The sequence below is a fragment of the Collinsella sp. LCP19S3_D5 genome, from assembly GCF_052121415.1.
In the GTDB taxonomy this organism is placed as follows: domain Bacteria; phylum Actinomycetota; class Coriobacteriia; order Coriobacteriales; family Coriobacteriaceae; genus Collinsella.
In genome coordinates this window covers 11,608-34,883 of the sequence record NZ_JBQKEH010000018.1, presented here as the reverse complement: position 1 = coordinate 34,883, position 23,276 = coordinate 11,608, and the positions used below count along the sequence as shown (strand labels likewise).

The 23,276-nt window shown below is 62.7% G+C and carries 20 protein-coding genes; 11 read left to right on the top strand and 9 right to left on the bottom strand.

Annotated features, from left to right (window positions below; all coding sequences use genetic code 11):
- Positions 1-65 precede the first annotated feature (65 nt).
- The 7 genes from hypE to trxA form a co-directional block, all read right to left on the bottom strand.
- Positions 66-1,100, bottom strand: coding sequence for a hydrogenase expression/formation protein HypE (gene hypE / locus ACTQXO_RS07805; protein WP_441031943.1), 1,035 nt, complete (start codon positions 1,098-1,100; stop codon positions 66-68).
- An 81-nt stretch (positions 1,101-1,181) separates the two neighbouring features.
- Entirely contained in the window at positions 1,182-2,297 is a 1,116-nt protein-coding gene (gene hypD, locus ACTQXO_RS07800) for a hydrogenase formation protein HypD (RefSeq protein ID WP_427795238.1), read from the bottom strand.
- Entirely contained in the window at positions 2,297-2,557 is a 261-nt protein-coding gene (locus ACTQXO_RS07795; RefSeq protein WP_441031941.1) for a HypC/HybG/HupF family hydrogenase formation chaperone, read from the bottom strand. The genes hypD and ACTQXO_RS07795 overlap by 1 nt, the downstream gene beginning before the upstream one ends.
- 134 nt (positions 2,558-2,691) lie before the next feature.
- Positions 2,692-5,355: a carbamoyltransferase HypF gene (hypF, locus tag ACTQXO_RS07790; protein WP_441031939.1), complete on the bottom strand. Its 2,664-nt coding sequence runs from the start codon at positions 5,353-5,355 to the stop codon at positions 2,692-2,694.
- 117 nt (positions 5,356-5,472) lie between these two features.
- The gene (gene nikR / locus ACTQXO_RS07785; protein WP_441031937.1) at positions 5,473-5,979 is read right to left on the bottom strand and encodes a nickel-responsive transcriptional regulator NikR; all 507 of its coding nucleotides are present in this window, start codon (positions 5,977-5,979) and stop codon (positions 5,473-5,475) included.
- A gap of 1 nt (position 5,980) precedes the next feature.
- A complete protein-coding gene (locus tag ACTQXO_RS07780) occupies positions 5,981-6,229 on the bottom strand; it encodes a hypothetical protein (protein WP_006235225.1) in 249 nt (82 codons plus the stop codon).
- A 219-nt stretch (positions 6,230-6,448) separates the two neighbouring features.
- Positions 6,449-6,769 carry a thioredoxin gene (trxA, locus tag ACTQXO_RS07775; RefSeq protein ID WP_441031935.1) on the bottom strand — a complete coding sequence of 107 codons (321 nt, stop codon included), beginning with the start codon at positions 6,767-6,769 and terminating at the stop codon, positions 6,449-6,451.
- A 136-nt stretch (positions 6,770-6,905) separates the two neighbouring features.
- Here trxA and ACTQXO_RS07770 point away from each other — a divergent pair, with 136 nt between their 5' ends.
- A complete protein-coding gene (locus ACTQXO_RS07770) occupies positions 6,906-7,481 on the top strand; it encodes a hypothetical protein (RefSeq protein WP_154518158.1) in 576 nt (191 codons plus the stop codon).
- 60 nt (positions 7,482-7,541) lie between these two features.
- On the opposite strand, the gene ACTQXO_RS07765 is transcribed toward ACTQXO_RS07770, so the two are convergent.
- Positions 7,542-7,682 (bottom strand): hypothetical protein, encoded by a 141-nt coding sequence (locus ACTQXO_RS07765; protein WP_441031933.1) that lies wholly within the window; start codon positions 7,680-7,682, stop codon positions 7,542-7,544.
- Positions 7,683-7,876: 194 nt separating this feature from the next.
- Here ACTQXO_RS07765 and nadA point away from each other — a divergent pair, with 194 nt between their 5' ends.
- The 4 genes from nadA to ACTQXO_RS07745 are packed head-to-tail and all read left to right on the top strand — an operon-like array spanning position 7,877 to position 11,744.
- Entirely contained in the window at positions 7,877-8,902 is a 1,026-nt protein-coding gene (nadA, locus tag ACTQXO_RS07760; protein ID WP_441031931.1) for a quinolinate synthase NadA, read from the top strand.
- Between the two features lie 56 nt (positions 8,903-8,958).
- Positions 8,959-10,335: an L-aspartate oxidase gene (locus ACTQXO_RS07755; protein WP_441031929.1), complete on the top strand. Its 1,377-nt coding sequence runs from the start codon at positions 8,959-8,961 to the stop codon at positions 10,333-10,335.
- 3 nt (positions 10,336-10,338) lie between these two features.
- Positions 10,339-11,199, top strand: a complete 861-nt coding sequence (gene nadC / locus ACTQXO_RS07750; RefSeq protein WP_441031927.1) for a carboxylating nicotinate-nucleotide diphosphorylase — start codon at positions 10,339-10,341, stop codon at positions 11,197-11,199.
- Positions 11,199-11,744, top strand: a complete 546-nt coding sequence (locus ACTQXO_RS07745) for a transcription repressor NadR (protein WP_441015374.1) — start codon at positions 11,199-11,201, stop codon at positions 11,742-11,744. The genes nadC and ACTQXO_RS07745 overlap by 1 nt, the downstream gene beginning before the upstream one ends.
- Before the next feature lie 242 nt (positions 11,745-11,986).
- Here ACTQXO_RS07745 and ACTQXO_RS07740 read toward each other — a convergent pair whose 3' ends face one another.
- Positions 11,987-12,238 carry an indolepyruvate ferredoxin oxidoreductase subunit alpha gene (locus ACTQXO_RS07740; RefSeq protein WP_158564522.1) on the bottom strand — a complete coding sequence of 84 codons (252 nt, stop codon included), beginning with the start codon at positions 12,236-12,238 and terminating at the stop codon, positions 11,987-11,989.
- A gap of 590 nt (positions 12,239-12,828) precedes the next feature.
- Here ACTQXO_RS07740 and dnaK point away from each other — a divergent pair.
- The 6 genes from dnaK (at position 12,829) to clpB (ending at position 23,215) form a co-directional block, all read left to right on the top strand.
- Positions 12,829-14,721 (top strand): molecular chaperone DnaK, encoded by a 1,893-nt coding sequence (gene dnaK, locus ACTQXO_RS07735; RefSeq protein ID WP_154518137.1) that lies wholly within the window; start codon positions 12,829-12,831, stop codon positions 14,719-14,721.
- A 2-nt stretch (positions 14,722-14,723) separates the two neighbouring features.
- The gene (locus ACTQXO_RS07730; protein WP_441031924.1) at positions 14,724-15,566 is read left to right on the top strand and encodes a nucleotide exchange factor GrpE; all 843 of its coding nucleotides are present in this window, start codon (positions 14,724-14,726) and stop codon (positions 15,564-15,566) included.
- Between the two features lie 107 nt (positions 15,567-15,673).
- Entirely contained in the window at positions 15,674-16,639 is a 966-nt protein-coding gene (locus tag ACTQXO_RS07725) for a DnaJ C-terminal domain-containing protein (protein ID WP_441031922.1), read from the top strand.
- 72 nt (positions 16,640-16,711) lie between these two features.
- Entirely contained in the window at positions 16,712-17,128 is a 417-nt protein-coding gene (locus ACTQXO_RS07720; RefSeq protein ID WP_427719306.1) for a heat shock protein transcriptional repressor HspR, read from the top strand.
- A 535-nt stretch (positions 17,129-17,663) separates the two neighbouring features.
- Positions 17,664-19,964 (top strand): hydratase, encoded by a 2,301-nt coding sequence (locus ACTQXO_RS07715; protein ID WP_441031920.1) that lies wholly within the window; start codon positions 17,664-17,666, stop codon positions 19,962-19,964.
- A 623-nt stretch (positions 19,965-20,587) separates the two neighbouring features.
- Positions 20,588-23,215: an ATP-dependent chaperone ClpB gene (gene clpB, locus ACTQXO_RS07710; protein ID WP_441031918.1), complete on the top strand. Its 2,628-nt coding sequence runs from the start codon at positions 20,588-20,590 to the stop codon at positions 23,213-23,215.
- The last annotated feature ends 61 nt before the right edge of the window (positions 23,216-23,276 follow it).

Below are 23,276 nucleotides of genomic sequence, written 5' to 3'. Positions count from 1 at the left end.
TGTGCTTGGAATCTGAACATCTCCAGGGATATCAGGTGACATCACGCCGACCGTGCGATTCCGCCCTAGCATATTCTCGGCAGCTGCTCTCCCACGAGCATGTCGAGGATGCGGGTCGAGCCCCAGCCGGTGCGCACGCGCACGGCGGGACGGGAGCCCTCGGCAAGTGGCAGCACGCGGCCGATGATCGCGGCATTCTCGCCGTAGCGGGCGGCGCGCATGGCGCTCAGCGCGGCATCGGCTTGCTCGGCCGGCACGACGGCAACCATCTTGCCCTCGTTTGCTACCTGCAGCACGTCATAGCCGAGCATCTCGCACGCCGACTGCACGTCGGGACGCACGGGCACGGCATCCTCGTCGATCTCCATGGCAACACCGCTGGCCTGGGCAAACTCGTTGAGTGTGGATGCCAGGCCGCCGCGCGTGGGGTCGCGAAAGCAACGCATGCCGGGCGCTGCGGCCAAAACGTCGGCAATCAGGTGGTTGAGCGGCGCGGCATCGCTTTCGATCGTGCTCGAAAACGCCAGGCCCTCGCGCTGGCTCATGATGGCGATCCCGTGGTCGCCCAGTGTGCCTGACACCAGGATAGCGTCGCCGGGGCGGCAGTTGGCGCCGCTGAGCGCCACGCCCGTGGGAACCTCGCCCACGCCGGCGGTATTGATGTAGACGCCGTCGGCCCCGCCGCGCTCGACCACCTTGGTGTCGCCCGTGATAATCTTCACGCCCGCCTCGCGCGCCGTCTCGGCCATCGTCTGCACAATCTGGCGGAGCTTATCCATGGGATAGCCCTCTTCGAGGATAAAGCCGCACGAGAGGTAGCGCACGTTGGCGCCCGAGGTCGCGACATCGTTGACGGTTCCGCACACGGCGAGACGGCCGATGTTGCCACCGGGGAAGAACTGCGGCGAGACTACAAAGCTGTCGGTCGACATGGCGATGCGCCCGCTCGCGGGCAGCGCGGCGACGCCGGCGTCGTTGCCTTCGAGCAACTCGGGCGTCCCAAAGGCATCCAAAAAGACCTCATCGATGATGCGTTTCATCATCTGACCGCCGGAGCCATGGCCCAAAAGGACGGTGCTATCGGTGATGCTATGGGACATATCCAAAACTCCAATCGTGGGTGGAATTATATGGGTGGGGCGCAGCGTCGACCAGTCCGCCGCTCGTTAGAACGGCGGAACCTAATAGTCGCGGTAGCGGTAGTACGCCGCGCAGCTGCCTTCGGAGCTCACCATGCACGGGCCGACGGGGTGCTCGGGCGTGCAGGTGCGGCCAAAGAGCGGGCAGCCGCTCGGCGTAATGGCCCCGCGCAGCACGTCGCCGCAGCGGCACCCACGCGGCTCGACCGTCGCCTCAACGGGCACGTCAAAGCGGGTACGGGCATCAAAGCGCGAGAACTCAGGGCGGATGGAAAGGCCCGAGTTGGCAATTGGCCCCAGCCCGCGCCATGTGGTGTCGCATGGCTCAAACACCTGCTCGACCAGCTGGCGCGCCACGGGGTTGCCGTCTGCGTTGACGCCACGGCGGTAGGCGTTGTCGATCGCGGGCCTGCCCTCGACAGCCATCTGGACCAGCATGCAGATGCCTTGCAGGATGTCGACCGGCTCAAATCCCGTGACCACGCCCGGGGTATCGAACTCGTCGACCAAAAAGCTAAAGGGCGCCAAGCCCGTGATAGTGGCGACGTGGCCCGGCAAGATAAAGCCGTCGATGGCGGTCTCGGGATCGTTGGCGATGGCGCGCAACGCCGGCGGCGTGGTCTTGTGGGCGCAATAGACCGAAAAGTTCAAAAGCCCGCGCGCCTCGGCCTCCAAGATGGCAGCGGCGATGGTGGGCGTCGTAGTCTCAAAGCCCACGCCCATAAAAATGACCGGACGATCGGGGTTTTGCTCGGCAATGTCGAGTGCATCGAGCGGGGAGTAGACGATGCGGATATCGCGCCCTGCCGCCTTTTGCGCAGCGAGCGAGGTGGACGATCCGGGCACGCGCATCATGTCGCCAAAGGTGGTGATGATGGCGCCGTCTATGTTGGCGAGCGCGATCGCGTGGTCGATGTCACGGTTGGCGGTAACGCAGACGGGGCAGCCCGGGCCGCTCAGCAGCTTGAGCCCGGCCGGCATAATGGAGCGAAAGCCATAGCGGCCGATGCTCACGGTGTGCGTGCCGCAGACTTCCATAAGGTTGATGGTACGGTCGCCGACAAGACCGCGAATGCGTTCGATGAGCTCGCGAGCCAGCTTGGGGTCGCGAAATGCCGAAAAGTCGATACCGGAGCGCACCGGCTGTCCGGCCGCCACTAGTATGCCTCGGCCGGGTTGCTGGCCAGTTGGTCTTCTTCGGCCAGTTCGGTCATGGCGTTAACGAGCTCGAGCGTTTCTTGCGCTTCCTGCTCGTCGACGATTTGGATGCCAAAGCCGGCGTGCACGAGAATATAGTCGCCAACCTGCGCCGTCGGCACGAGTCGCAGCGACACCGGACGCTCGACGCCCATCATATCGACGGTGGCCTTGAGGTCGTCGTCGCGTTTGACTACTTTACCGGGGACGGCAAGGCACATATTGTTCCCCTTTTAGACGCTTTGCGCTGGATAGGCGCTCAATAATCCATCAGTTGATGGTAGCGCTCGCGGGGTTCGCGGGCAAACGCGTTACGCCTGTGAGACGGCTGGGCACAGCGGTGTGCGAGAGCGAGCTACTGCGATGCGATCTGCGCAAGACGAGCGCTTGCGACCGCCGCCTGACCGTAGGCGATGCAGCCGTCATTGACGGGCACGGTATGGGGGATAAGGACAGTAAGACCTGCGCTTTTGAGCTCGCGGGTGAGGAGCTGGAGCAGAAGTCGGTTCATGAACACGCCGCCCGAGAGCGCGACGGTGTCGATGCCCTCGCACGCGCAGATCTCGCTGGCGATGCGTACCGAGGAGCGCGCGACGGCGACATGGAAGTCGAGTGCGAGCCTGTCGGCGGGCACACTGGCTCTGGTTCCCTCCAAAAGCGCCGCAAAAAGTGAGCTGGGGCTCAGGACGAGAGACCTGCTCGAGGTTGCTTGGACAGTTAGTTCAGATTTGTACTTTTTAGAGTGGTAATGGGTGGTATAGATCGGCTGCGAGGGCCCCGAATGGGTTGATTTGGGGTATCCGGCGGGTGAATTAACCGCAAATGAGGTGCCTGGAGAGCCCTCTTCGGGGTAATCTGAGCCAAAACCGTTGGTTAGAGGGTCTTTTTTTAATACAAATCTGAACAAACTGTCCAGTCGCAATGGGTCAGATGCGGAACAGCCGTCTTTATCGCCGGGAACATGGGTAATTTTGCTGCCGAGCGCGCGCCAGGCGGCGGCTTCGAGTTCGATGGCGGGCTCGCCTTCGTAGGTTGCCTGCCCGCAAATGCCCAAAACTGCAGCGGCGGCGTCAAAGAGACGCCCCATACTGCTCGTGCGTGGGCTGTTGATGTTCCGCTCGATCATCGTTGCCGTCACGCTGCGTGTTTGCTCGTCTAGGCCGTCCAAGAGCCGCTCGGCCCCCGGATGTTCAAGCAGGCCGAGCTCACTGAGCAGGGCAAAGGCGTTGCGGCGGGCGTCGCGCACGGAGGCCGCCCCGCCGGGGAGCGTCCAGGTGCGCAAATGCGCGGCGCGCTCAAAGCCGCCAAGGCTGGCAACAAGAAACTCGCCGCCCCAAATGGTCCCATCGGTGCCGGCGCCGGTGCCGTCAAAGGCGATGCCAAGGACGCGCGCGTCGGTTGTAAGCTGGCCCGCGGCAATCGCCTCTGCCATTACGCTCGCGATGTGCGCATGATGGTGCTGCACCTCGACGAGCGGCAGATTGCATTTTCGCGCCTGCTCGCGCGCCCACTGGCTCGATAGATAGCTGGGGTGTAGATCGCAGGCCAAGGCGGCGGGCGCCAAGTCAAAGAGATCTTCCAAGCGCGTCCGCGCGGCGTTCCAGGCATCGAAGGTCCCGCCGTTTTCAACATCGCCGATATACTGCGACACAAAACAGGTTGCCTCGCCGTTCGTCCCTTCACGCGTGAGCGCAATCGTGGCCTTTTGTTGTGGCCCGCAGGCGAGCACGCAGGACGGAGCGCCGTCGGGCGCCGGCAACGGCAGCGGCTGGGGTGCATATCCGCGAGCGCGGCGAACGGGCATGGCGACCCCACCGACCACGCGCACCACGGAATCATCGTAGCGCGAGAGAATCGCACGGTCGTTGCCAAGTAGCGCGTCAGCGATGCCGGCGGCAACAAGGTGCTCCCATGCAAGGGTATCATCGGTCTCGATAGGTTCCTCGCTCAGGTTTCCGCTGGTCATGACGAGTGCGTGCATACCGCGGGCTTCTGCCGCGGCAAGCAACAGATGCTGAAGCGGGGTGTAGGGGAGCATAACGCCGAGCTCGGGTAGATCGTGCGCGACGGATGGCGCGAGCGCGAGGGCGTTGGGGGAGCCGCCGCTCTCGCAAACGGCACGTCGGCGCAGCAGCACGATGGGGCGAATGCTGCCGGCCAGCAGGCCGCGCTCAACGTCGTTGACATGGCACAGGCGTTCAACATCGGCAAGGTCGCGTACCATAACGGCAAGCGGTTTGTTGCTGCGGCGTTTGCGGCGGCGAAGCTCGGCTACCGTCTTCTCGTTGGAGGCGTAGCATGCCAAGTGAAATCCGCCCAGACCCTTGATGGCGACGATACCGCCGTTGGCCAGCAGCTCAACACAGCGGTCGATAATGGCGTCGCTGGTCTCGCGCGTGGTGCCGACGGTCAGCGACGCGGCGGCTTCGCCGGCCTCGCGCCACGTAATGTGCGGCCCGCAATCAAAGCAGGCATCGGGCTGCGCGTGAAACCGCCGGTCAAGCGGGTCGCCATACTCTGCGGCACAGGTGGGGCACATGGGAAAGCAATCCATCGAGGTGGCCGCTCGGTCATAGGGCAGCGACCGGATGATGGTAAAGCGCGGTCCGCAGTTGGTGCAGTTGATAAAGGGATAGTGAAAGCGTCGGTCGGCGGGGTCGAACAGCTCGTGCAGGCAGTCGTCGCACGTGGCGATGTCGGGCGAGACGAGCGTCGTGTGGGCGGTTTGATCCTGCGATGCCACAATGCGAAAGCCCCGCTCGTTGGCGGCGTCCCAGTCGCCGGGCGCTAGGTCCATAACCTCGACATGCTCCACACGAGCCGCCGCAGGCGTATGCTCGGAAAGCGCGGCGACAAATTCGTCGAGCGCCTCGCTTAGAGCGTGCGCCTCGATATGCACGCCATCGCCCGCGTTAAGCACCCAGCCGCAAATGCCGTGCGCCATGGCCTCGCGATACACAAACGGTCGCATGCCGACGCCCTGCACAATGCCCGTTACATGGATATGCGCATGTCGCATGCGACCCTCCTTCATCGAGACCTGCCAAAAAGGGACAGGTTTATTTTGGTAGGTAAAACGTTAAACCTGCCAAAACAAACCTGTCCCTTCTTGGCAGGTGCGCCGCGCAAAGACCCGCTACAGCCCCAGGCTCTGCTCGGTGGCGGCGCAGGTGAGCTCGCCGTGTTTAACGCCGCGCAGGCCCAGCAGACGGTCGGCCAGCTCGTAGACACGCTCGCCGCGACCCTTAAGCGCCAGAATCTCCAAGCAGTTGTGGTGGTCCAGATGCACGTGCATGGTCGAGACAATCTCGTCGGTGTAGTCGTGCTGCACCTCGTCCAGACGGCGTGTCAGATCGCCGGTGTGATGGTCGTAAATCATGGTGAGCGATCCGATGACCTGCTCGTCGGGCGTTCGCATCTGCTCCTTGGCAATGGAGGCGCGAATCAGGTCGCGCACGGCCTCGGAGCGGTTGGCAACGTCGCCGCGGCGCGCGATTTGCTCGTCAAAGCGGCGCAACAGGTCGTCGGGAGCGGTGACCGAAAAACGGACCAGCTCGGAGGCGGAGCTGCTGCAACGGCAGCCCACGTCGCCGGTCGGCCCGTGCGGATGCTCGTGCTCGCAGGCGTGCTCGTGCTCGGCCACGCTACACCAGCTTTACGGAGCCAACGGAGTTATGGTCGGCCTCGATGGCCTCCTCGTAGCCCTCGAGTGCGTCGTGCGCCTCGTGGAGCGCCGCCATGGCGGCCTCGAGCTTGGCGCCAATGCGCTCCATGTCAAAGTTCTCGGTCGCATGCAGCAGCTGATGGCTCCACTCGTGGGCGAGCTCAATGGTGTCGTCGACCTGCTTGACGCTCATGGCAAGCTGGCTCATGTTCATTCCGACGTCATGCATGGGAAATCTCCTTTTGTACGGGTCTAATCAGTGGTTCAGATTCTACTACGCCCGCTCTGCGCATCGCCGCATAAGAAAACGGGTGCGAGTCCGTCTGACCCGCACCCGTTCACTGGGGGCTGTTTGTGATTACCATACTATCCGTGGTCGCGGGCTCAACACCCGGCTCTCCGGCGAGCGGCACAAAACCACTCATGGACGGCAGCGCGTGACCGCGTATTACAGGTGCTTCTCCAGCAGCGCCTGCAGCCTGGCCTTGGGCAGCGCACCGACGGAGCGGTCGATTTCCTCGCCGTTCTTAAAGACAACCAGCGTGGGGATGCTCATGACGCCAAACTTCATGGCCAGGTCCTGATTGTCGTCGACGTTGCATTTGGCGACGGTAATCTTGCCGGCCAGCTCGTCGGCCACTTCGTCAACGATAGGCGAGAGCGAGCGGCAGGGACCGCACCACGGTGCCCAAAAATCAACCAGCACGGGAAGGCTGCCGCCAACGATGGAATCGAAATTCTCGAGGGTAATCTGCTTAATGTCAGCCATGGTGACCTCCATAATGTGACGCGGCTCTGCCGCGTAAAACTCAGTACGACCGTGCTTATACCCAACGGCCCGTAATGCAACCACTCGCAGGCGGCTCTTTTATATAATGGTGGGCACGCAAACGATTGGAGAGCGCATGCCCACGTCACAAAGCCAGAAAAAAGAAGCCATCGCCCAGGCGACTGAGCAGGAGCTCGCATCGCTCGCGGGCCGCGGCGTGCGTATCGCGGGCAACGCGTGCTCGCCGATTGTGCTGGTAAAAGGAGATTTAGACGATGCCGAGCGTGCGGGTGGCGAGCTGGCTGCCGGTCCAGACGGCGCCGCGTTGCGTAAGGCGCTCGGCGCCATCGGTTACGCGCCCGAGGATTTCTGCGTGCTGGCAAGTGTTGCCGGCGCGGGCGACGGAGCGGTTGCGATAGGCGAGGACCTGCCGTGCGAGCTGTTCCGCGAGGCGCTCGAGGCCTTGGACCCCGAGGCGGTCCTGCTGTTGGACGATCGCGCGGCCGATACCATGCGCGAGACCTACGCAGACATGCTCGTGGCGATCGACGACTTTGATACCGCCATGCTCAAGCCAGGCTTGGTCGCCCACGTGCAGGGTCGTCGCGTACTCGCGCTCGACGGCTTTGAGGCCGCGCTGACCGACAAGGCCGCCAAGCAGCGCATGTGGGCCTACATCAAGCAGCTGACCCCGGCCGCCGCACCGCTGTAGCGGACTGGCGCCGGCAAGGCGGTCCTGATGGGTCGAGCGCGGCGCCGACTTGTCGCGCCCTTACATCACTGCGCGAAGCTCAAACCGATTGCCGTGAATGCGAAACTGGCAGTTGCCGTTCATGCGCTCGACGGCAAGCTTAATGCTCCTGGTTCCAAAGCCGTGTCCGGTGTGCTCGGCCACGGGCATGCCGTCGACCATGCGCGGCGGGCGCCCAAAGATGCCTCCTGCGTTATCGAGAGCTCGACTGTCCTCAGCTTGCCAGTTCGAAAATGGACCCGCCCCAAGATTGAATCCTTATTCCAACTTTACACCTGGCTTTACAGCTGTCTTGTCAGCTGTAAAGCCAGGTGTCATACTAAAGCCCCAAGATTCGCCAAAAGAGAGGGGCCTTGATGGCACAGAGCGCGAACATGGATGCATCGGAGCTTGCACGCGATATCGCGGCCGGCCTGGCATCGGCAACGACGGCAACGGAGCGCGCGGCACTGGTGCCCGCAGAGCTCGTCGAGGCCATTCATCAGCTAAAAACCCAACGTGACGCAGTGATTCTGGCGCACTATTATGTGGCGCCCGAGGTTCAGGCTGTGGCCGATTTCGTCGGCGACAGCTTCTACCTGGCAAAGCTTGCCAAGAGCCTGCCGCAGCAGACTATCGTGCTGTGCGGCGTGGAGTTTATGGGCGAGAGCGCCAAGCTGCTCAACCCCACCAAGACCGTGCTGCTGCCCGAGCCGGGCGCGGACTGTCCCATGGCGCACATGGTCAAGCACGAGACGGTCGACGCGGCGCGCGCCGAATATGGCGACGACCTGGCCGTGGTGTGTTACGTCAACTCGACGGTCGAGATCAAGAGCTGGAGTGACGTGTGCGTTACCAGCTCTAACGCCGTCAAGATCGTCTCCGAGCTGCCGCAGCAGCACATCTTGTTCATTCCCGACCAGAACCTGGGCCGCTTTGTGGCCGAGCAGGTGCCCCAAAAGCACGTCATCCTCAACAATGGCTACTGCCCGCGCCATCACATCATCACCGTCGATCAGATCGTCGACGCACAGGAGGCGCACCCCGATGCGCTCGTGCTGGCGCACCCCGAGTGCAAGGCCGACATCCTGGCCGAGGCTGACTACATCGGCTCCACTGCCGGCATCATCAAGTATGCCGAGGAGTCGGACGCGAGCGAGTTTATCATCGTGACGGTCCGCGGCGTGCTCTACGAGCTCGAGCGGCGCTGCCAGGGCACCGGCAAAAAGTTCTACTTCCCCGCGGTGCAGCCCACCTGCGTCAACATGGACCTCATCACGCTCGAAAAGCTCGTGCGCTGCCTGGAGACGGGCGAGGGCGAGGTGCAGATTGGCGTGTCGGATGAGGCCGCCGACCAGGCCAAGCTCACGCTCGACCGCATGCTCGAATACGCGGCGCGCTAGAACGATGTGACATGAGGGACCATCCCTTATGTCACATTACAAGGGAGAGGATTCCTGTGGAAACCAAACAATGCCCCGACATGGAGTGCGACGTCGTCATTGCCGGTTGCGGCGTGGCGGGCCTGTACGCGGCCCTCAATCTGCCGACGAGCACGCGCGTGATCATGCTCTCCAAGGGCGCTGTCGACGAGTGCGATTCGATGCTCGCGCAGGGCGGTATCTGCGTGCTTCCCGAAGGCTCTGACTACGACGCCTTCTTTGAGGACACTATGCACGCCGGCCACTACGATAACCGCCGCGAGAGCGTCGACATCATGATCCGCTCGAGCCGCTCGGTCATCAACGACCTGCTGGCCATGGGCGTGGACTTTGAACGCAAGGCCGACGGCAGCCTCGACTTTACCCGCGAGGGTGCGCACAGCCGACCGCGCATCGCCTTCCATGCCGACATTACGGGCAAGGAGATCACGACCAAGCTCCTCCAGGCCGTTCGCAAGCTGGATAACGTGCAGATTTTGGAGCACGTGGCCATGACCGACATTCTGACGGGCGAGCGTGATGGCGCCACGGCGTGCCTCGGCGTCGTCGCCGTTCCCGTGGACGAGGACAACTCGGTTCGCCCCGCCGACGAGCTGGCAAATGCCGCCGAGGGCGTGCATGCCGGCGAGCCGTTTAAGATCCATGCCCGCCACACGCTGTGGGCGACAGGCGGCATCGGCGGCGTGTACGACCACTCGACCAACTACCCGCAGCTCACGGGCGATGCCTGCTACATCGCCCAGGAGCATGGCATTAAGATGGAGCACCTGGACTACGTGCAGATTCACCCCACGGGACTGTTCTCGCCGCAGCCGGGCCGCACCTTCCTGATCAGCGAGAGCTGCCGCGGCGAGGGCGCGATTTTGCTCAACGCCGCCGGCGAGCGTTTTACCGATGAGCTTCAGCCGCGCGATGTGGTCGCTGCCGCTATTCGCGAGCAGATGAAGCAGGATGGTACCGAGCACGAGTGGCTGAGCTTTGCCCCCGTTGAGCGCGACGTGGTAACCGGACACTTTGCCAACATTCGCGCACGCTGCCTGGAGGACGGCCGCGACATCTTGGACGAGCCCATTCCCGTCACACCCACGCAGCACTACTTTATGGGCGGCGTGTGGGTCGACAAGGACGGCCGCACCTCGATGCCCGAGCTCTACGCCGCCGGCGAGACGGCCTGCAACGGCGTTCACGGCAAGAACCGCCTTGCATCAAACAGCCTGCTCGAGGCGCTGGTCTGGGGTCGTCGCGCCGCGTGGCACATGCGTACCGGCCAGTCGCTCGCCGTGGAGCAGGCGGGCGAGCCCGCGCTCGATGGCCGTCATCGCGCCCTGAGCGCCGACACCCTGGCAATCGATGATTTGGCCCGTGCCGCCGGCACGAAGGCCGTGGAGGAGTAGACCATGAACCCCATTACCATGAAGCTCGTCGTCGATGATCTGATTCTGCAGGCTCTGCGCGAGGACATTACGTTTGAGGACGTGAGCACGGCGAGCGTGTGCCCCACGGCGCGTCCCGCCACGGTGGAGCTCATCGCCAAGGCCGATGGCATCATCGCGGGCCTGGATGTGTTCGCTCGTACCTTTGAGCTGCTGGATCCGCAGAGCTCGGTGCTGTTTGATGTTGCCGATGGCGACGAGGTGCACGCCGGCGACCATGTGGGCCAGGTACGCGGCGATGCGCGCGTGCTGCTTTCGGGCGAGCGTGTGGCGCTCAACTACCTGCAGCGTATGAGCGGTATCGCTACCTATACGCACCAGATGGCTGCGGCGCTCGAGGGCACCAAGACCGTGCTCGTCGACACGCGCAAGACCACGCCGGGTATGCGCGTCTTCGAGAAGGCCGCGGTCGAGATCGGCGGCGGCAGCAACCACCGCTACAACCTGTCGACGGCCGTCATGCTCAAGGACAACCACATCGACGCCGCCGGCGGCGTGACGCGTGCGATCGAGATGGCGCGCGCCCATGCATCGTTTACCGCGACGGTCGAGATCGAGTGCGAGAACCTGGACATGGTGCGCGAGGCCGTGGAGGCCGGCGCCGACATCATCATGCTCGACAACATGACCCACGATGACATGGCTGCCGCGATTGAGCTTATTGCCGGTCGCGCCAAGACCGAGTGTTCGGGCAACGTGGATGCCAGCAATATCCGTGCGCTTGCCGACCTGGGCGTTGACTTTATTAGCTCGGGGGCGTTGACGCACTCTGCGCCGATTCTCGACCTCTCGCTTAAGCACCTGCGTCTGCTGGACGGTAAATAATGGACGCCCGCGAGCGTCGCCGTGCCATCATGGGCGTGCTCGAGCGAGCCAAAGACCCCGTCTCCGGCAGTACGCTTGCTCGCGAGGTGGGTGTGAGCCGCCAGGTTGTCGTGCAAGACATCGCCCTGCTGCGCGCCGATGGGCACGATATCGTGGCCACCAATCGCGGCTACGTGCTGCAGGAGGCTCCCAGCAGCCCCGCCGTGCCCACGCGCCTGGTCAAGGTTCGCCATAGCATGGAGCAGGCAGGCGATGAGCTCACGAGCATCGTCGACGCCGGAGGCGCCGTGCTCAACGTGATCGTCAATCACCGCGTGTACGGTAAGATCACGGCCGACCTGGACATCCGCAATCGTCGCGATGTTGAGCGCTACCTGCACGATATCGAGAGCGGCAAGAGCTTTCCGCTACTAACGGTGACGAGCGGCTATCACTTCCATCGCATCGCGGCAGAGGATGAGCAAACCCTCGACGAGATCGAGGCTATGCTCAAGGAGAAGGGCTATCTGGCAGACCTGATGCCCTACGAAGACGATCTATCGTAGCCGATGCTGCAAACGCCCCTAAGCGGCAATCTGACGTTCAATCGTCGGTCGCGTACAAAAGTACGCTTCCCTTCTCTTTCACGTCACCTTGCTCGCTTAGGGGCGTTTTCGCTGATTTATGCTCAACCTGCGACGGTGCCAAATTAGCTATCCGTACAAAAAGGAGGCCTTCGCGGCGATGCGGAGGCCTCCTTTTTGTTTGTGCACGGTGTACTTTTGAGTGTGTGCAGGTGGAAGAGCTGTTACTCCTCGACGATCTCGGTGATCGCGCCGGCGGGGCAAGCGTCCTGGCAAGCGCCACAGGCGACGCAGGAGTCCTCGTCAGCAACGGTAGCGACGTCCTGGAGCTCCAGAACGCCAGCGGGGCAGGAGTCGACGCAAACGCCACAAGCGATGCACTCGTCGGCATCAATTACGGGATGAGCCATGGTAGTTTCCTCTCTGTTGACCGACGCTACAGGCGATGCGCGCCGGTTTGATTCGGGCAAAAACATACCACGTGAGCGACCGTTTGCAATACCCTCTGGCCGGCATCTTCATACCATTCGCCGAGTATGCCACGGCTTACTAAGAAACGCACAGGTGAGGCTGGTGAGCTGTGCAAATGTTAACTAAAGGTGACTCGAATTATTGAGCAATTGAGTGGGCTTTCGGAAAGCGCATCCCGTTATCTGGTCGAAAAACGGGTCGCAGTTTCCGGTTGGGCCCGCTAGCGGAAACTACGACCCGGTATCAGCTCTCAAAACGGGATACGGTTTCCGGTTGAGCCTTCAGACGGAAACTACGGCCCGGAATCCACGCTCAAACCGGGACGAGCTTTCCGTAAAGCAGCCCCAGGCACCCCCGGCCCAAACCTCAGCCATCTCTACATAGATCTCGATAGATTTGCCGAGAACTCAATCAGCGCATCTACCTGCGCATTCGAGAACCTAAACTCTAAGTGATAAGAAATCTTATATGAATTGACTTAGATTTTGTATATTCCGGTCCATAAGGGGATACACTACATCCTGAAAGACAAACCGAAAGACCGCTTGGCAGACCGCCGAGTCGGTGCAAACGCACAAGAGAGAGGGAATTTCTAATGGGCAAGATTCTTGGTATCGACCTTGGTACTACTAACTCCGCAATGGCCGTTCTCGAGGGCGGTTCTCCGACCATCATCGTGAACGCCGAGGGCGACCGCACCACCCCGTCTGTCGTTGGCTTCCGTGCCGACGGCGACCGCGTCGTGGGCAAGGCCGCTAAGAACCAGGCGGTCACCAACCCCAAGAACACCGTGTTCTCCATCAAGCGCTTCATGGGCCGCAAGTACTCCGAGTGCACCTCCGAGCTCAAGACCGTGCCGTATGAGGTCAAGGAGGGCCAGGGTGGCCGTGCCGTCGTCGACATCGAGGGCAAGGAATACACCGCCGAGCAGGTGAGCGCCATGACGCTCGCAAAGATGAAGGCCGACGCCGAGAAGTATCTGGGCGAGACCGTCACCGACGCCGTCATCACCGTCCCGGCCTACTTCAACGACGCCCAGCGTCAGGCCACCAAGGACGCCGGTAAGATCGCCGGCCTCAACGTTAAGCGTATCGTCAACGAGCCGACCGCTGCCGCTTTGGCCTATGGCCTGGACAAGCAGGGCTCCGACCAGCGCATCCTGGTCTTCGACCTGGGCGGCGGTACCTTCGACGTCTCCATCCTCGACCTCGCCGACGGCGTGTTTGAGGTTCTGTCCACCTCGGGCGACAACCACCTGGGCGGCGACGACTGGGATCAGCGCGTCATCGACTGGATGGCCGATAAGTTCCAGCAGGAGAACGGTGTCGACTTGCGTCAGGACCCCATGGCCCTGCAGCGTCTGAAGGAGGCCGCCGAGAACGCCAAGAAGGAGCTCTCCGCCGCCCAGCAGTCCACTATCAACCTGCCGTTCATCACCATGAACCAGTCCGGCCCGCTGCACCTCAACTACACGCTGACCCGCGCCGAGTTCGAGAAGATCACCCGCGACCTGCTCGAGCGCTGCAAGCAGCCTGTCACCAACGCCCTGCGCGACGCTAACCTTAAGCTCTCCGATCTGACCGAGGTCATCCTCGTCGGCGGCTCCACCCGTATGCCTGCCGTCCAGGAGCTCGTCAAGACCATGACCGGCAAGCAGCCCAACATGTCCGTGAACCCCGACGAGGTCGTTGCCGACGGCGCTGCCGTCCAGGGCGGCGTGCTCACCGGCGACGTCGAGGGCATCCTGCTGCTCGACGTTACCCCGCTGTCGCTGGGCGTCGAGACCATGGGCGGCATCATGACCAAGATGATCGACCGCAACACCACGATTCCGACCTCCAAGACCGAGGTCTACTCCACCGCTGCCGACAACCAGACCAGCGTCGAGATCAACGTGCTCCAGGGCGAGCGCGAACTTGCCCGCGACAACAAGTCGCTCGGTAAGTTCCAGCTGACCGGTATCCCGGCTGCCCGCCGCGGCGTGCCGCAGATCGAGGTCACCTTCGACATCGACGCCAACGGCATCGTCAAGGTCTCCGCTAAGGACAAGGGCACCGGCAAGGAGCAGCAGATCACCATCTCCGGCTCCACCGCTCTGTCCGACGAAGAAGTCGATCGTATGGTCAAGGACGCCGAGGCTCATGCCGAGGAGGACAAGAAGCAGAAGGAAGAGGTCGAGGTCCGCAACCAGACCGACAGCCTGTGCTACTCCACCGAGCAGACCCTCAACGAGCTGGGCGACAAGGTTTCCGCCGATGTGAAGTCCAAGGCCGAGGCCGCTATCGCCGATGCCAAGAAGGCGCTCGAGGGCTCTGACGTCGAGGCCATCAAGGCCGCTGGCGAGTCCCTGCAGTCCGTGGCCTACGAGCTGGCTCAGGTTGTCTACGCCGACGCTCAGCAGCAGACCGACGGTGCCGCCGGCGCCCAGCCTGCCGACGATGACGTCGTCGACGCCGACTACGAGGTTGTGGACGACGAGGACAAGTAATCATGTCCGCCCGTAAAGCTCGCACGGAGGCGGCTGCCGTTGGGGCCGCCTCCGTTGACTCTGAGGAGAAGGACGTGAAGATTCCCGTAGAGGCCGTCGACGATACCGAGGCCAACGAGGCCGAGGCCGCCGAGGCTGTCGAGAACCAGGTAGAGGATTCCAACAAGGAGGCGACGATGACCGAGGACGAGATGGTGGAAGCCGCTATCCGCGCCGGTGAGGAAGCCGCCGACAACGACTTTAAGCTCAAGTTCGAGCAGGCCCAGAAGGAGCTTGCCGACGTGCGCAATGAGCTCGATGCTGCGGCAGAGGCTCAGAAGGCTGCCGAGGACAAGGCGAAGGACGCCACCGAGCGCACCGCCCGTCTGCAGGCCGACTGGGAGAACTTCCGTCGCCGCACCGCCAGCGAGCGTATCGCCGAGCGTGAGCGCGCGACAGAGAAGCTCGTCACTGCGCTGCTGCCGGTGGTCGACGATATCGAGCGTGCGATCGACCATGCCCGAAGCCAAGAGCTTTCCGACGACTTTAAGCAGTTCGTCGACGGCGTCGACGCGGTGCATGCCAAGCTACTCGATGTGTTTGCGCACGAGGGCGTTGAGCCCATCGACCCCAAGGGCGAGGCGTTTGATCCGCTCGAGCACCAGGCTGTGGGTCGTGTCGAGGACGCATCGCAGTACGACGAGACCGTCAACGACGTGTACCAGAAGGGCTACCGCATGGCGGACCGCATCCTGCGTTCCGCGATGGTGACGGTGACCTACGGTGGCGAAAAGCGCCCCGCACCGGAGCCCGAAGCGGCGCCCGAGGATGCTGCGGCCGATACGGCCGAGAGCACCGAGGAGTAATTGAGAAGGGCCCCGGGGCAACACCCGGGGCCCTTTCTGGCCTAGTGCCATATGAAAGCATGAGCCGCCGCCCGCTGGGCGACGGATAAAACAGGAGAGGAGCTACGATGGCTGCAGGCAAAACCTTCTATGACATCCTGGGCGTATCCAAGAGCGCCTCCGACAAAGAGATCAAGAGCGCGTTTCGCAAGCTCGCGCAAAAATATCACCCCGACGCCGGCGGCGACGAGGCCAAGTTCAAGGAGATCAGCGAGGCCTACGAGACGCTTTCGGACGAGAAGAAGCGCAAAGAGTACGACCAGATGCTCATGTTTGGCGGCATGCCGGGCGCAGGCGGCGCGTATGGCGGCGGCTACGGTGCCGGCGCGGGCGCCAGCGGCTGGGGCGACATCTTCGACAGCATCTTTAGCGGCAACGGCGCCTGGGGCAGCGATTGGGGCTCGGGCTTTGCCGGGGCTGCGGGCGCTGCCGGTGCCGGTGCGGGTCGCAGCCGCGCTCGCAAGGGCGGCGACCTGTCGCTGACCGTCGATGTGACGGCCGAGGACGCGTTTCGCGGCGTGACGCACAAGGTCACCTATCGCATTCCCTCGACAGGCGAGCAGCAGACCATTACGGTCTCGGTGCCCGCGGGCGCGGTCGACGGCGGCAAGCTACGCTACAAGCGTCGCGGCGAGTATGGCGTCGCCGGTGGCGAGCGCGGCGACCTGGTCGTGACCACGCATGTGGAGGAGCACCCGCTGTTTAAGCGCAAAGGCGCCGACGTGACCATGGAGGTACCGGTCTCGGTCTACGAGGCGGCGCTCGGCTGCACGGTGGACGTGCCCACGCCCGGCGGTGCGACGGTCCGTTTGAAAGTGCCTGCGGGTACCCAGACGGGCAAAAAGTTCCGCTTTAAGGAGATGGGGGCGCCCGACGTTAAGCACCGTGGCCGTACGGGCGCGCTGCTCGTCGAGATCAAGGTGCGGGTTCCCACGAACCTATCCGATGACGAGCGCGATGCCATGACCAAGCTGCGCGAGGCCGACACGCGCGACTACCGCGAGAAGGTCAACCGTTACAAGGCGACGTTCTAGGGCGGTCGCGGTGCACGCCCACGCCCGCGGGCTTATGATGGACGATAACGAGACGGAAAGGGGTCAGGTAGCATGGCCGAGGACAATAGGAACAAACCGCTGTACATGATCAGCGTGGCGGCCGAGCTGACCGGCATGCATCCGCAGACTCTGCGCGTCTACGAGTCCAAGGGCCTGGTGAACCCCCAGCGCTCGGGCGGCAACACGCGCCTCTATTCGCGTGCCGATATCGAGCGCCTGGAGCTCATCAACCAGCTGACCGACGAGGGCATCAACCTTGCCGGCGTGGTGCGTATCCTCGATATGAAGGAGCGTGCCGAGGAGCGCGAGCGCGAGAACGAAAAGCTCCGCGCCCGCATGCGCCAGCTCGAGGACGAGCTGCACGAGTACAAGATGCAGAAGAAGATCACCTCCCTGGCCCCGCGCGATGGCTCGGTTAATCCCGAACAGGTCATGCGCAAGCTACTGGGAGCCGGCGGGGATCTCTAGGTTCCGCCGTTCTAACGAACGGCGGACCGGTCGACGCTGCGCGCCGCCCAGGGCGACAATTTGTCATTCAAAAGGCAAGGCATGACCAGAAGGTCTATGCCTTGCCTTTTTCATGCCAACTTGTTCGCCCTGGACGTCGCTCGCTGTCCGTCCTCTACCTGCGGCGTTGCCATGGTCCGGATGCGGCACTTGGGGACGTTCCTCACTTTGGAAATGCGGCCCGCTTGCTGTCCGTCCTCTACCTGCGGCGTTGCCTTGCTCCGGATGCAGTAGTCGTTGGTAGTCATTGGGGCCCGCTCGCTGTCGTTGCCAAAGCATCGGCGTTGTTATGGGTAGTCATTGGGGACGTTCTTAAATGACTAGTCGAAAGGGACGCTCTTGCACCAAATCTGCTGATCCACATCGGGCTCGTCCTGTACTTTACCGAGATAAAGTGAACGTGCAGATTCGTAACCCATTCGCAACCGTTCTATGGCACGATATTGAACGAATGCATGCTATGCGCCCAAATTTTTTGGGCAGAGTGGGAGACAGTATGGTCAAGCTGTACGAGGACGGCATCTACCTGCGCGGCGGCAGCGAGGTTGTGCCTGCGGCCGAGGCTGCCGAGCGCGGTATTACGCAGACGCCCGAGGATGCCAAGCGCGGCACCATCGCGTATTCGATCCTCCAGGCACACAATACGTCCGGCGACCCCGAGGCGCTCAAGATTCGCTTCGATGCCATGGCGAGCCACGACATCACCTTCGTCGGCATCATCCAGACGGCGCGCGCCTCGGGCATGGAGCAGTTCCCGCTGCCCTACGTGCTCACCAACTGCCATAACTCGCTGTGCGCCGTGGGCGGCACCATCAACGAGGACGACCACGTCTTTGGCCTTTCCGCGGCCAAAAAGTACGGCGGCATCTTCGTCCCGCCGCACATCGCCGTCATCCACTCCTTTATGCGCGAGAACTTCGCCGGTTGCGGCAAGATGATCCTGGGCTCCGACTCGCACACCCGCTATGGCGCCCTGGGCACCATGGCCGTGGGCGAGGGCGGCGGCGAGCTGGCAAAGCAGTTGCTGCGCGACACCTACGACGTTGCCTATCCCGGCGTCGTCGCTATCTACCTCACGGGCGCCCCGCGTCCTGGCGTCGGCCCGCACGACGTGGCGCTCGCCATCATCCGTGCCGTCTTTGCCAAGGGCTATGTCAAGAACAAGGTCATGGAGTTTGTGGGCCCGGGTATCGCGAGCATGACGACCGATTATCGCAACGGCGTCGACGTCATGACCACCGAGACCACCTGCCTGTCGAGCATCTGGGCCACTGACGAGGACACGCACGCGTTTTTGGCCATGCACGGTCGCGGCGACGACTACCGCGAGCTCAAGCCCGCCGATGTCGCCTACTACGACGGTTGCGTCGAGGTCGATCTGTCGAGCATCAAGCCCATGATCGCGCTGCCATTCCATCCTTCCAACGGCTTTGAGATCGAGGAGCTCAACGAGAACCTCGAGGACATCCTGCATGAGGTGGAGCTCGAGGCCGCCAAGATCGGCGAGGGCAAGACGCACTTTAGCCTGCTCGACAAGATCGTCGACGGCAAGCTTCACGTGCAACAGGGCGTTATCGCCGGCTGCTCGGGCGGCAACTACGACTCCGTGGTCCAGGCTGCCCGCGTGCTCAAGGGCGCCAACACCGGCTGCGGCGAGTTCTCGCTGTCGGTCTATCCCACGAGCCAGCCCGTGGCGCTCGAACTTACGCGTCGTGGCTATATCTACGACCTTATGGAGGCCGGCGCGATCGTGCGCACGGCGTTCTGCGGTCCGTGCTTTGGCGCCGGCGACACGCCTGCCAACAACGGCCTGTCCATCCGCCACACCACGCGCAACTTCCCCAACCGCGAGGGTTCCAAGCCGGGCAATGGTCAGCTGAGCGCCGTGGCCCTGATGGACGCTCGCTCCATTGCGGCGACAGCTGCCAACGGCGGCGTCCTGACGCCGGCGACCGACCTGCCCGAGGAGACTTGGGACGAGGCCTGCGAGTACACCTTTGACGACGCGCCGTACAAAAAGCGCGTGTACTGGGGCTTTGGCAAGGCAGAGCCTGCCGACGAGCTGGTCGAAGGTCCCAACATCAAGCCGTGGCCCGCAATGGAGCCTCTCGGCGACGATATCCTGCTCAAGGTGTGCTCCAAGATCATGGACCCGGTCACCACGACCGACGAGCTCATTCCCTCGGGCGAGACGAGCTCCTTCCGCTCCAATCCGCTGGGCCTGGCAGAGTTTACGCTCAGCCGCCGCGATCCGGCCTACGTGGGTCGTTCCAAGGAGGTCGACGCCGTGGAGAAGCGCCGCGTTGCCGGCGAGGCGGCAGGCGACCTGGCGGCACTCGATGCCGAGCTTGCCGGCGTGTTTGAGGCGCTGGCCGGCGCCGGCGTCGCGGCCGATGCCAAGGCGACCGAGTACGGCTCCATGCTCTATGCCAAGAAGCCCGGTGACGGTTCTGCCCGCGAGCAGGCCGCGAGCTGCCAGCGCGTGATTGGCGGTCTGGCCAACATCGTCTACGAGTACGCCACCAAGCGTTATCGCTCCAACGTGATGAACTGGGGCATGGTGCCCTTCCAGATGGAGGCCGAGCCCAACTTTGAGGTGGGCGACTACGTCTTTGTGCCGGGTATCCGTGCCGCGCTCGATGGCGACCTGAAGGACATCGCCGCCTACGTGGTGCGCGCCGATGGTGCGGTCGAGCAGATTGAGCTCTACATTGCCGATATGACGGCTGAGGAGCGTGCCATCGTCAAGGCCGGCTGCCTGATCAACTACAACAAGTTCAAGGCCGCTGCCGAGTAACGCACTTAATTGTCCGCCCGGGGCTTACCCTTTCCCGCCCGCTCACGCGCTTCGCGAGGGTCGCGTTCGGGAAAGGGTAAGCCCCGGGCTATATTACTGTGTTCTCGTTGGGTCTTGAGGGACGCTAATAAATAGACTTGCTTGATGCCGCCTCTGTTAATGGGGCGGCTTCTTTTTGTCGAGAACCGCCACAAAGGGGGCAGGCACCTTTGTGGCGGTTTTCGGTCTGTCTCGACCTGTAACATCTTGGCCGCTAAAAGTGGGCCTGGTGTTACAGATTTAGATTTTCGATTCGGGTGTCTTCTGTTCGTCTCGATTTGTAACAGATAGAGTTCTATTTGCCGAGTAGATGTTACAGATTGAGACAAACGGGTGCCGCTGGCCATTTCATCTTGATTTGTAACATCTGGAGCCATAAACAGCCGCTAGATGTTACAGATTGAGATAGTAAGGGGACGAGACCGCAGCGGGTGAGCGTGCCTGCTCCCTATCTCTTAATCACTCAGAAAATCTTATATATAGAGACTTAGATTTATGTATAAGATCGCGCAAAGCTGGCAACAATACTTCTCGAACAACGTGAAGCCGCCCCGTAGGGCGGCCGCCCCAAGAGAGGTGATTCCATGAGAATCGATAAGCTAGCAATGACGTCGCGCGAGGCGTTGCAGACCGCTATGAGCACGGCTGCCGACGCGCAGGCCGGCGCGGTGGGGCCGATTCACCTGCTGTCCGCCCTGCTCGGTGCCGGTGAGCGCAATATCTCCGTGATCATCGAGCGCATCGGCGCCGACCCGGCCCAGCTCGCACGCTCCACGCAGGATGCCATCGACCATGCGCCCAAGGTTTCCGGCGAGGGCCAGCAGATGGGTCTTTCTAACGAGCTCGTCCGTGTCATCGAGAAGGCCGAGAAAAAGGCCACCAAGATGGGCGACAGCTTTGTAGTGACCGAGCATCTGCTGATGGCGCTTGCCGAGGACAAAGGTGAGGCGGGCCGCGTGCTGCGCGACGCCGGCGTTACCAAGGAGCGTATCGAGCAAGTCTACGAGGAGCTGCGCGGCGATGACCGCGTGACGTCTGACGAGGACAAGACACAGTTTGAGGCACTGGAGCAGTACGGCCGCAACATCTGCGACCTGGCCCGTGCCGGCAAGCTCGATCCGGTTATCGGCCGTACCGACGAGATCCGTCGTACTATCCAGGTCCTGTCCCGTCGCACCAAGAACAACCCTGTGCTCATCGGCGAGCCGGGTGTCGGTAAAACGGCCATCGTCGAGGGCATCGCCCAGCGTATCGTGGCCGGCGACGTGCCGAGCACGCTGCGCGACCGCGACCTCATCGAGCTCGACATGAGCGCGCTGGTCGCCGGTGCCAAGTACCGCGGCGAGTTCGAGGACCGCTTGAAGGCCGTGCTCAAGGAAGTGCAGAAGTCCGAGGGCAAGGTCATCCTGTTCATCGATGAGCTCCACACCATTGTGGGCGCGGGCGCCACCGAGGGCTCCATGGACGCCGGCAACATCCTCAAGCCTGCGCTCGCCCGCGGCGACCTGCACGCGATCGGCGCGACCACGCTCGACGAATACCGCAAGTACATCGAGAAGGACGCGGCGCTCGCCCGTCGTTTCCAGACCGTTATGGTCTCCGAGCCTACCGTCGAGGACACCATCTCGATTCTGCGTGGCCTCAAGGAGAAGTACGAGATCTTCCACGGCGTGCACATTACCGATAGCGCGCTCGTGGCCGCCGCCGACCTCTCCGATCGCTACATCGCCGACCGCTTCCTGCCCGACAAGGCCATCGACCTGGTCGATGAGGCCGCAAGCCGCCTGCGCATGGAGCTCGACAGCATGCCGGTCGAGATCGACGCCACCACGCGTCAGCTCACCCAGCTGCAGATTGAGGAGCAGGCGCTCATGAAGGAGACCGACGACGCCTCCAAGGAGCGTCTGGAGACCCTGCGCCAGGAAATCGCCGAGGTCCAAGAAAAGCTCAACGTGCAAAAGGCCGGTTGGCTCAACCAAAAGAACGCCATCGACCATGTGCAGGAGCTCAAGGGCCAGCTCGATGAGGCCAAGAGCGAAGAGGAACGTGCGACGCGCAACGGAGACTTGGGCCGTGCGTCCGAGCTGCGTTACTCCGTGATTCCGGGTCTGCAGCAGCAGATTCAGGATTCCGAGGCCGCGCTCGAGGCACAAAAACAGCAGGACGGTGAAGGCCTCAACGAGCAGGTGACCTCCGACGAGATCGCCGAGGTCGTGAGCGCCTGGACCGGTGTGCCCGTCTCCAAGATGATGCAGGGTGAGCTCGACAAGCTGAAGGGCTTGGAAGGCGAGCTGCATAAGCGCGTCATCGGCCAGGATGAGGCCGTCTCCGCCGTTGCCGCGGCCGTGCGCCGTAGCCGTGCGGGCCTCTCCGATCCGGACAAGCCCATCGGCAGCTTCTTCTTCCTGGGCCCCACCGGTGTGGGCAAGACCGAACTCGCCAAGGCGCTGGCCGAGTGCCTGTTCGATGACGAGCGCGCGCTCGTGCGTATCGACATGTCCGAGTACATGGAGAAGTTCAGCGTTCAGCGTCTGATCGGTGCGCCCCCGGGATACGTGGGCTACGACGAGGGTGGACAGCTCACCGAGGCCGTGCGCCGTCGCCCGTACTCCGTAATCTTGCTCGACGAGATGGAGAAGGCCCATCCAGATGTCTTCAACGTGCTGTTGCAGGTGCTTGACGACGGCCGTCTGACCGATGGTCAGGGTCGTCAGGTGTCCTTCAAGAACACGATCATCATCATGACGTCCAACGTGGGCTCCAAGGCTATCGCCGATCTTTCGGGCAAGGACGAGGAGGAGATGCGCCATCAGGTCGACGCGGCCATGGCTCAGACTTTCCGTCCCGAGTTCCTCAACCGTATCGACGATATCGTGGTGTTCCATCCGCTCGGCATGGCGCAGATCGAAAAGATCGTCGATATTCAGCTCGCCGACGTCCGCGCACGTCTGGCCAAGGAGCGCATGACGCTTGCCATCACCCCGGCGGCCAAGCAGATGCTCGCCGTGGGCGGTCTGGACCCGGTTTTTGGTGCCCGTCCGCTCAAGCGTCTGGTGCAGCGCGAGGTCGTGGACGCCATCGCCGCCGCTATCATCGACGGTACGGTGCGCGAGGGTGATCAGGTGACGGTTGACGTCGACAAGGACGGTGCCTTTACCGTCGTGTGCGATAACACGCCGTCTGCCACCTACGAGGTGCCCGACGCCGAGTAGATTGTTGGGCCATGCCTTAAAATCTACCTTTTGAGCCAAACGCCAAGGGCGGCGGATCCAA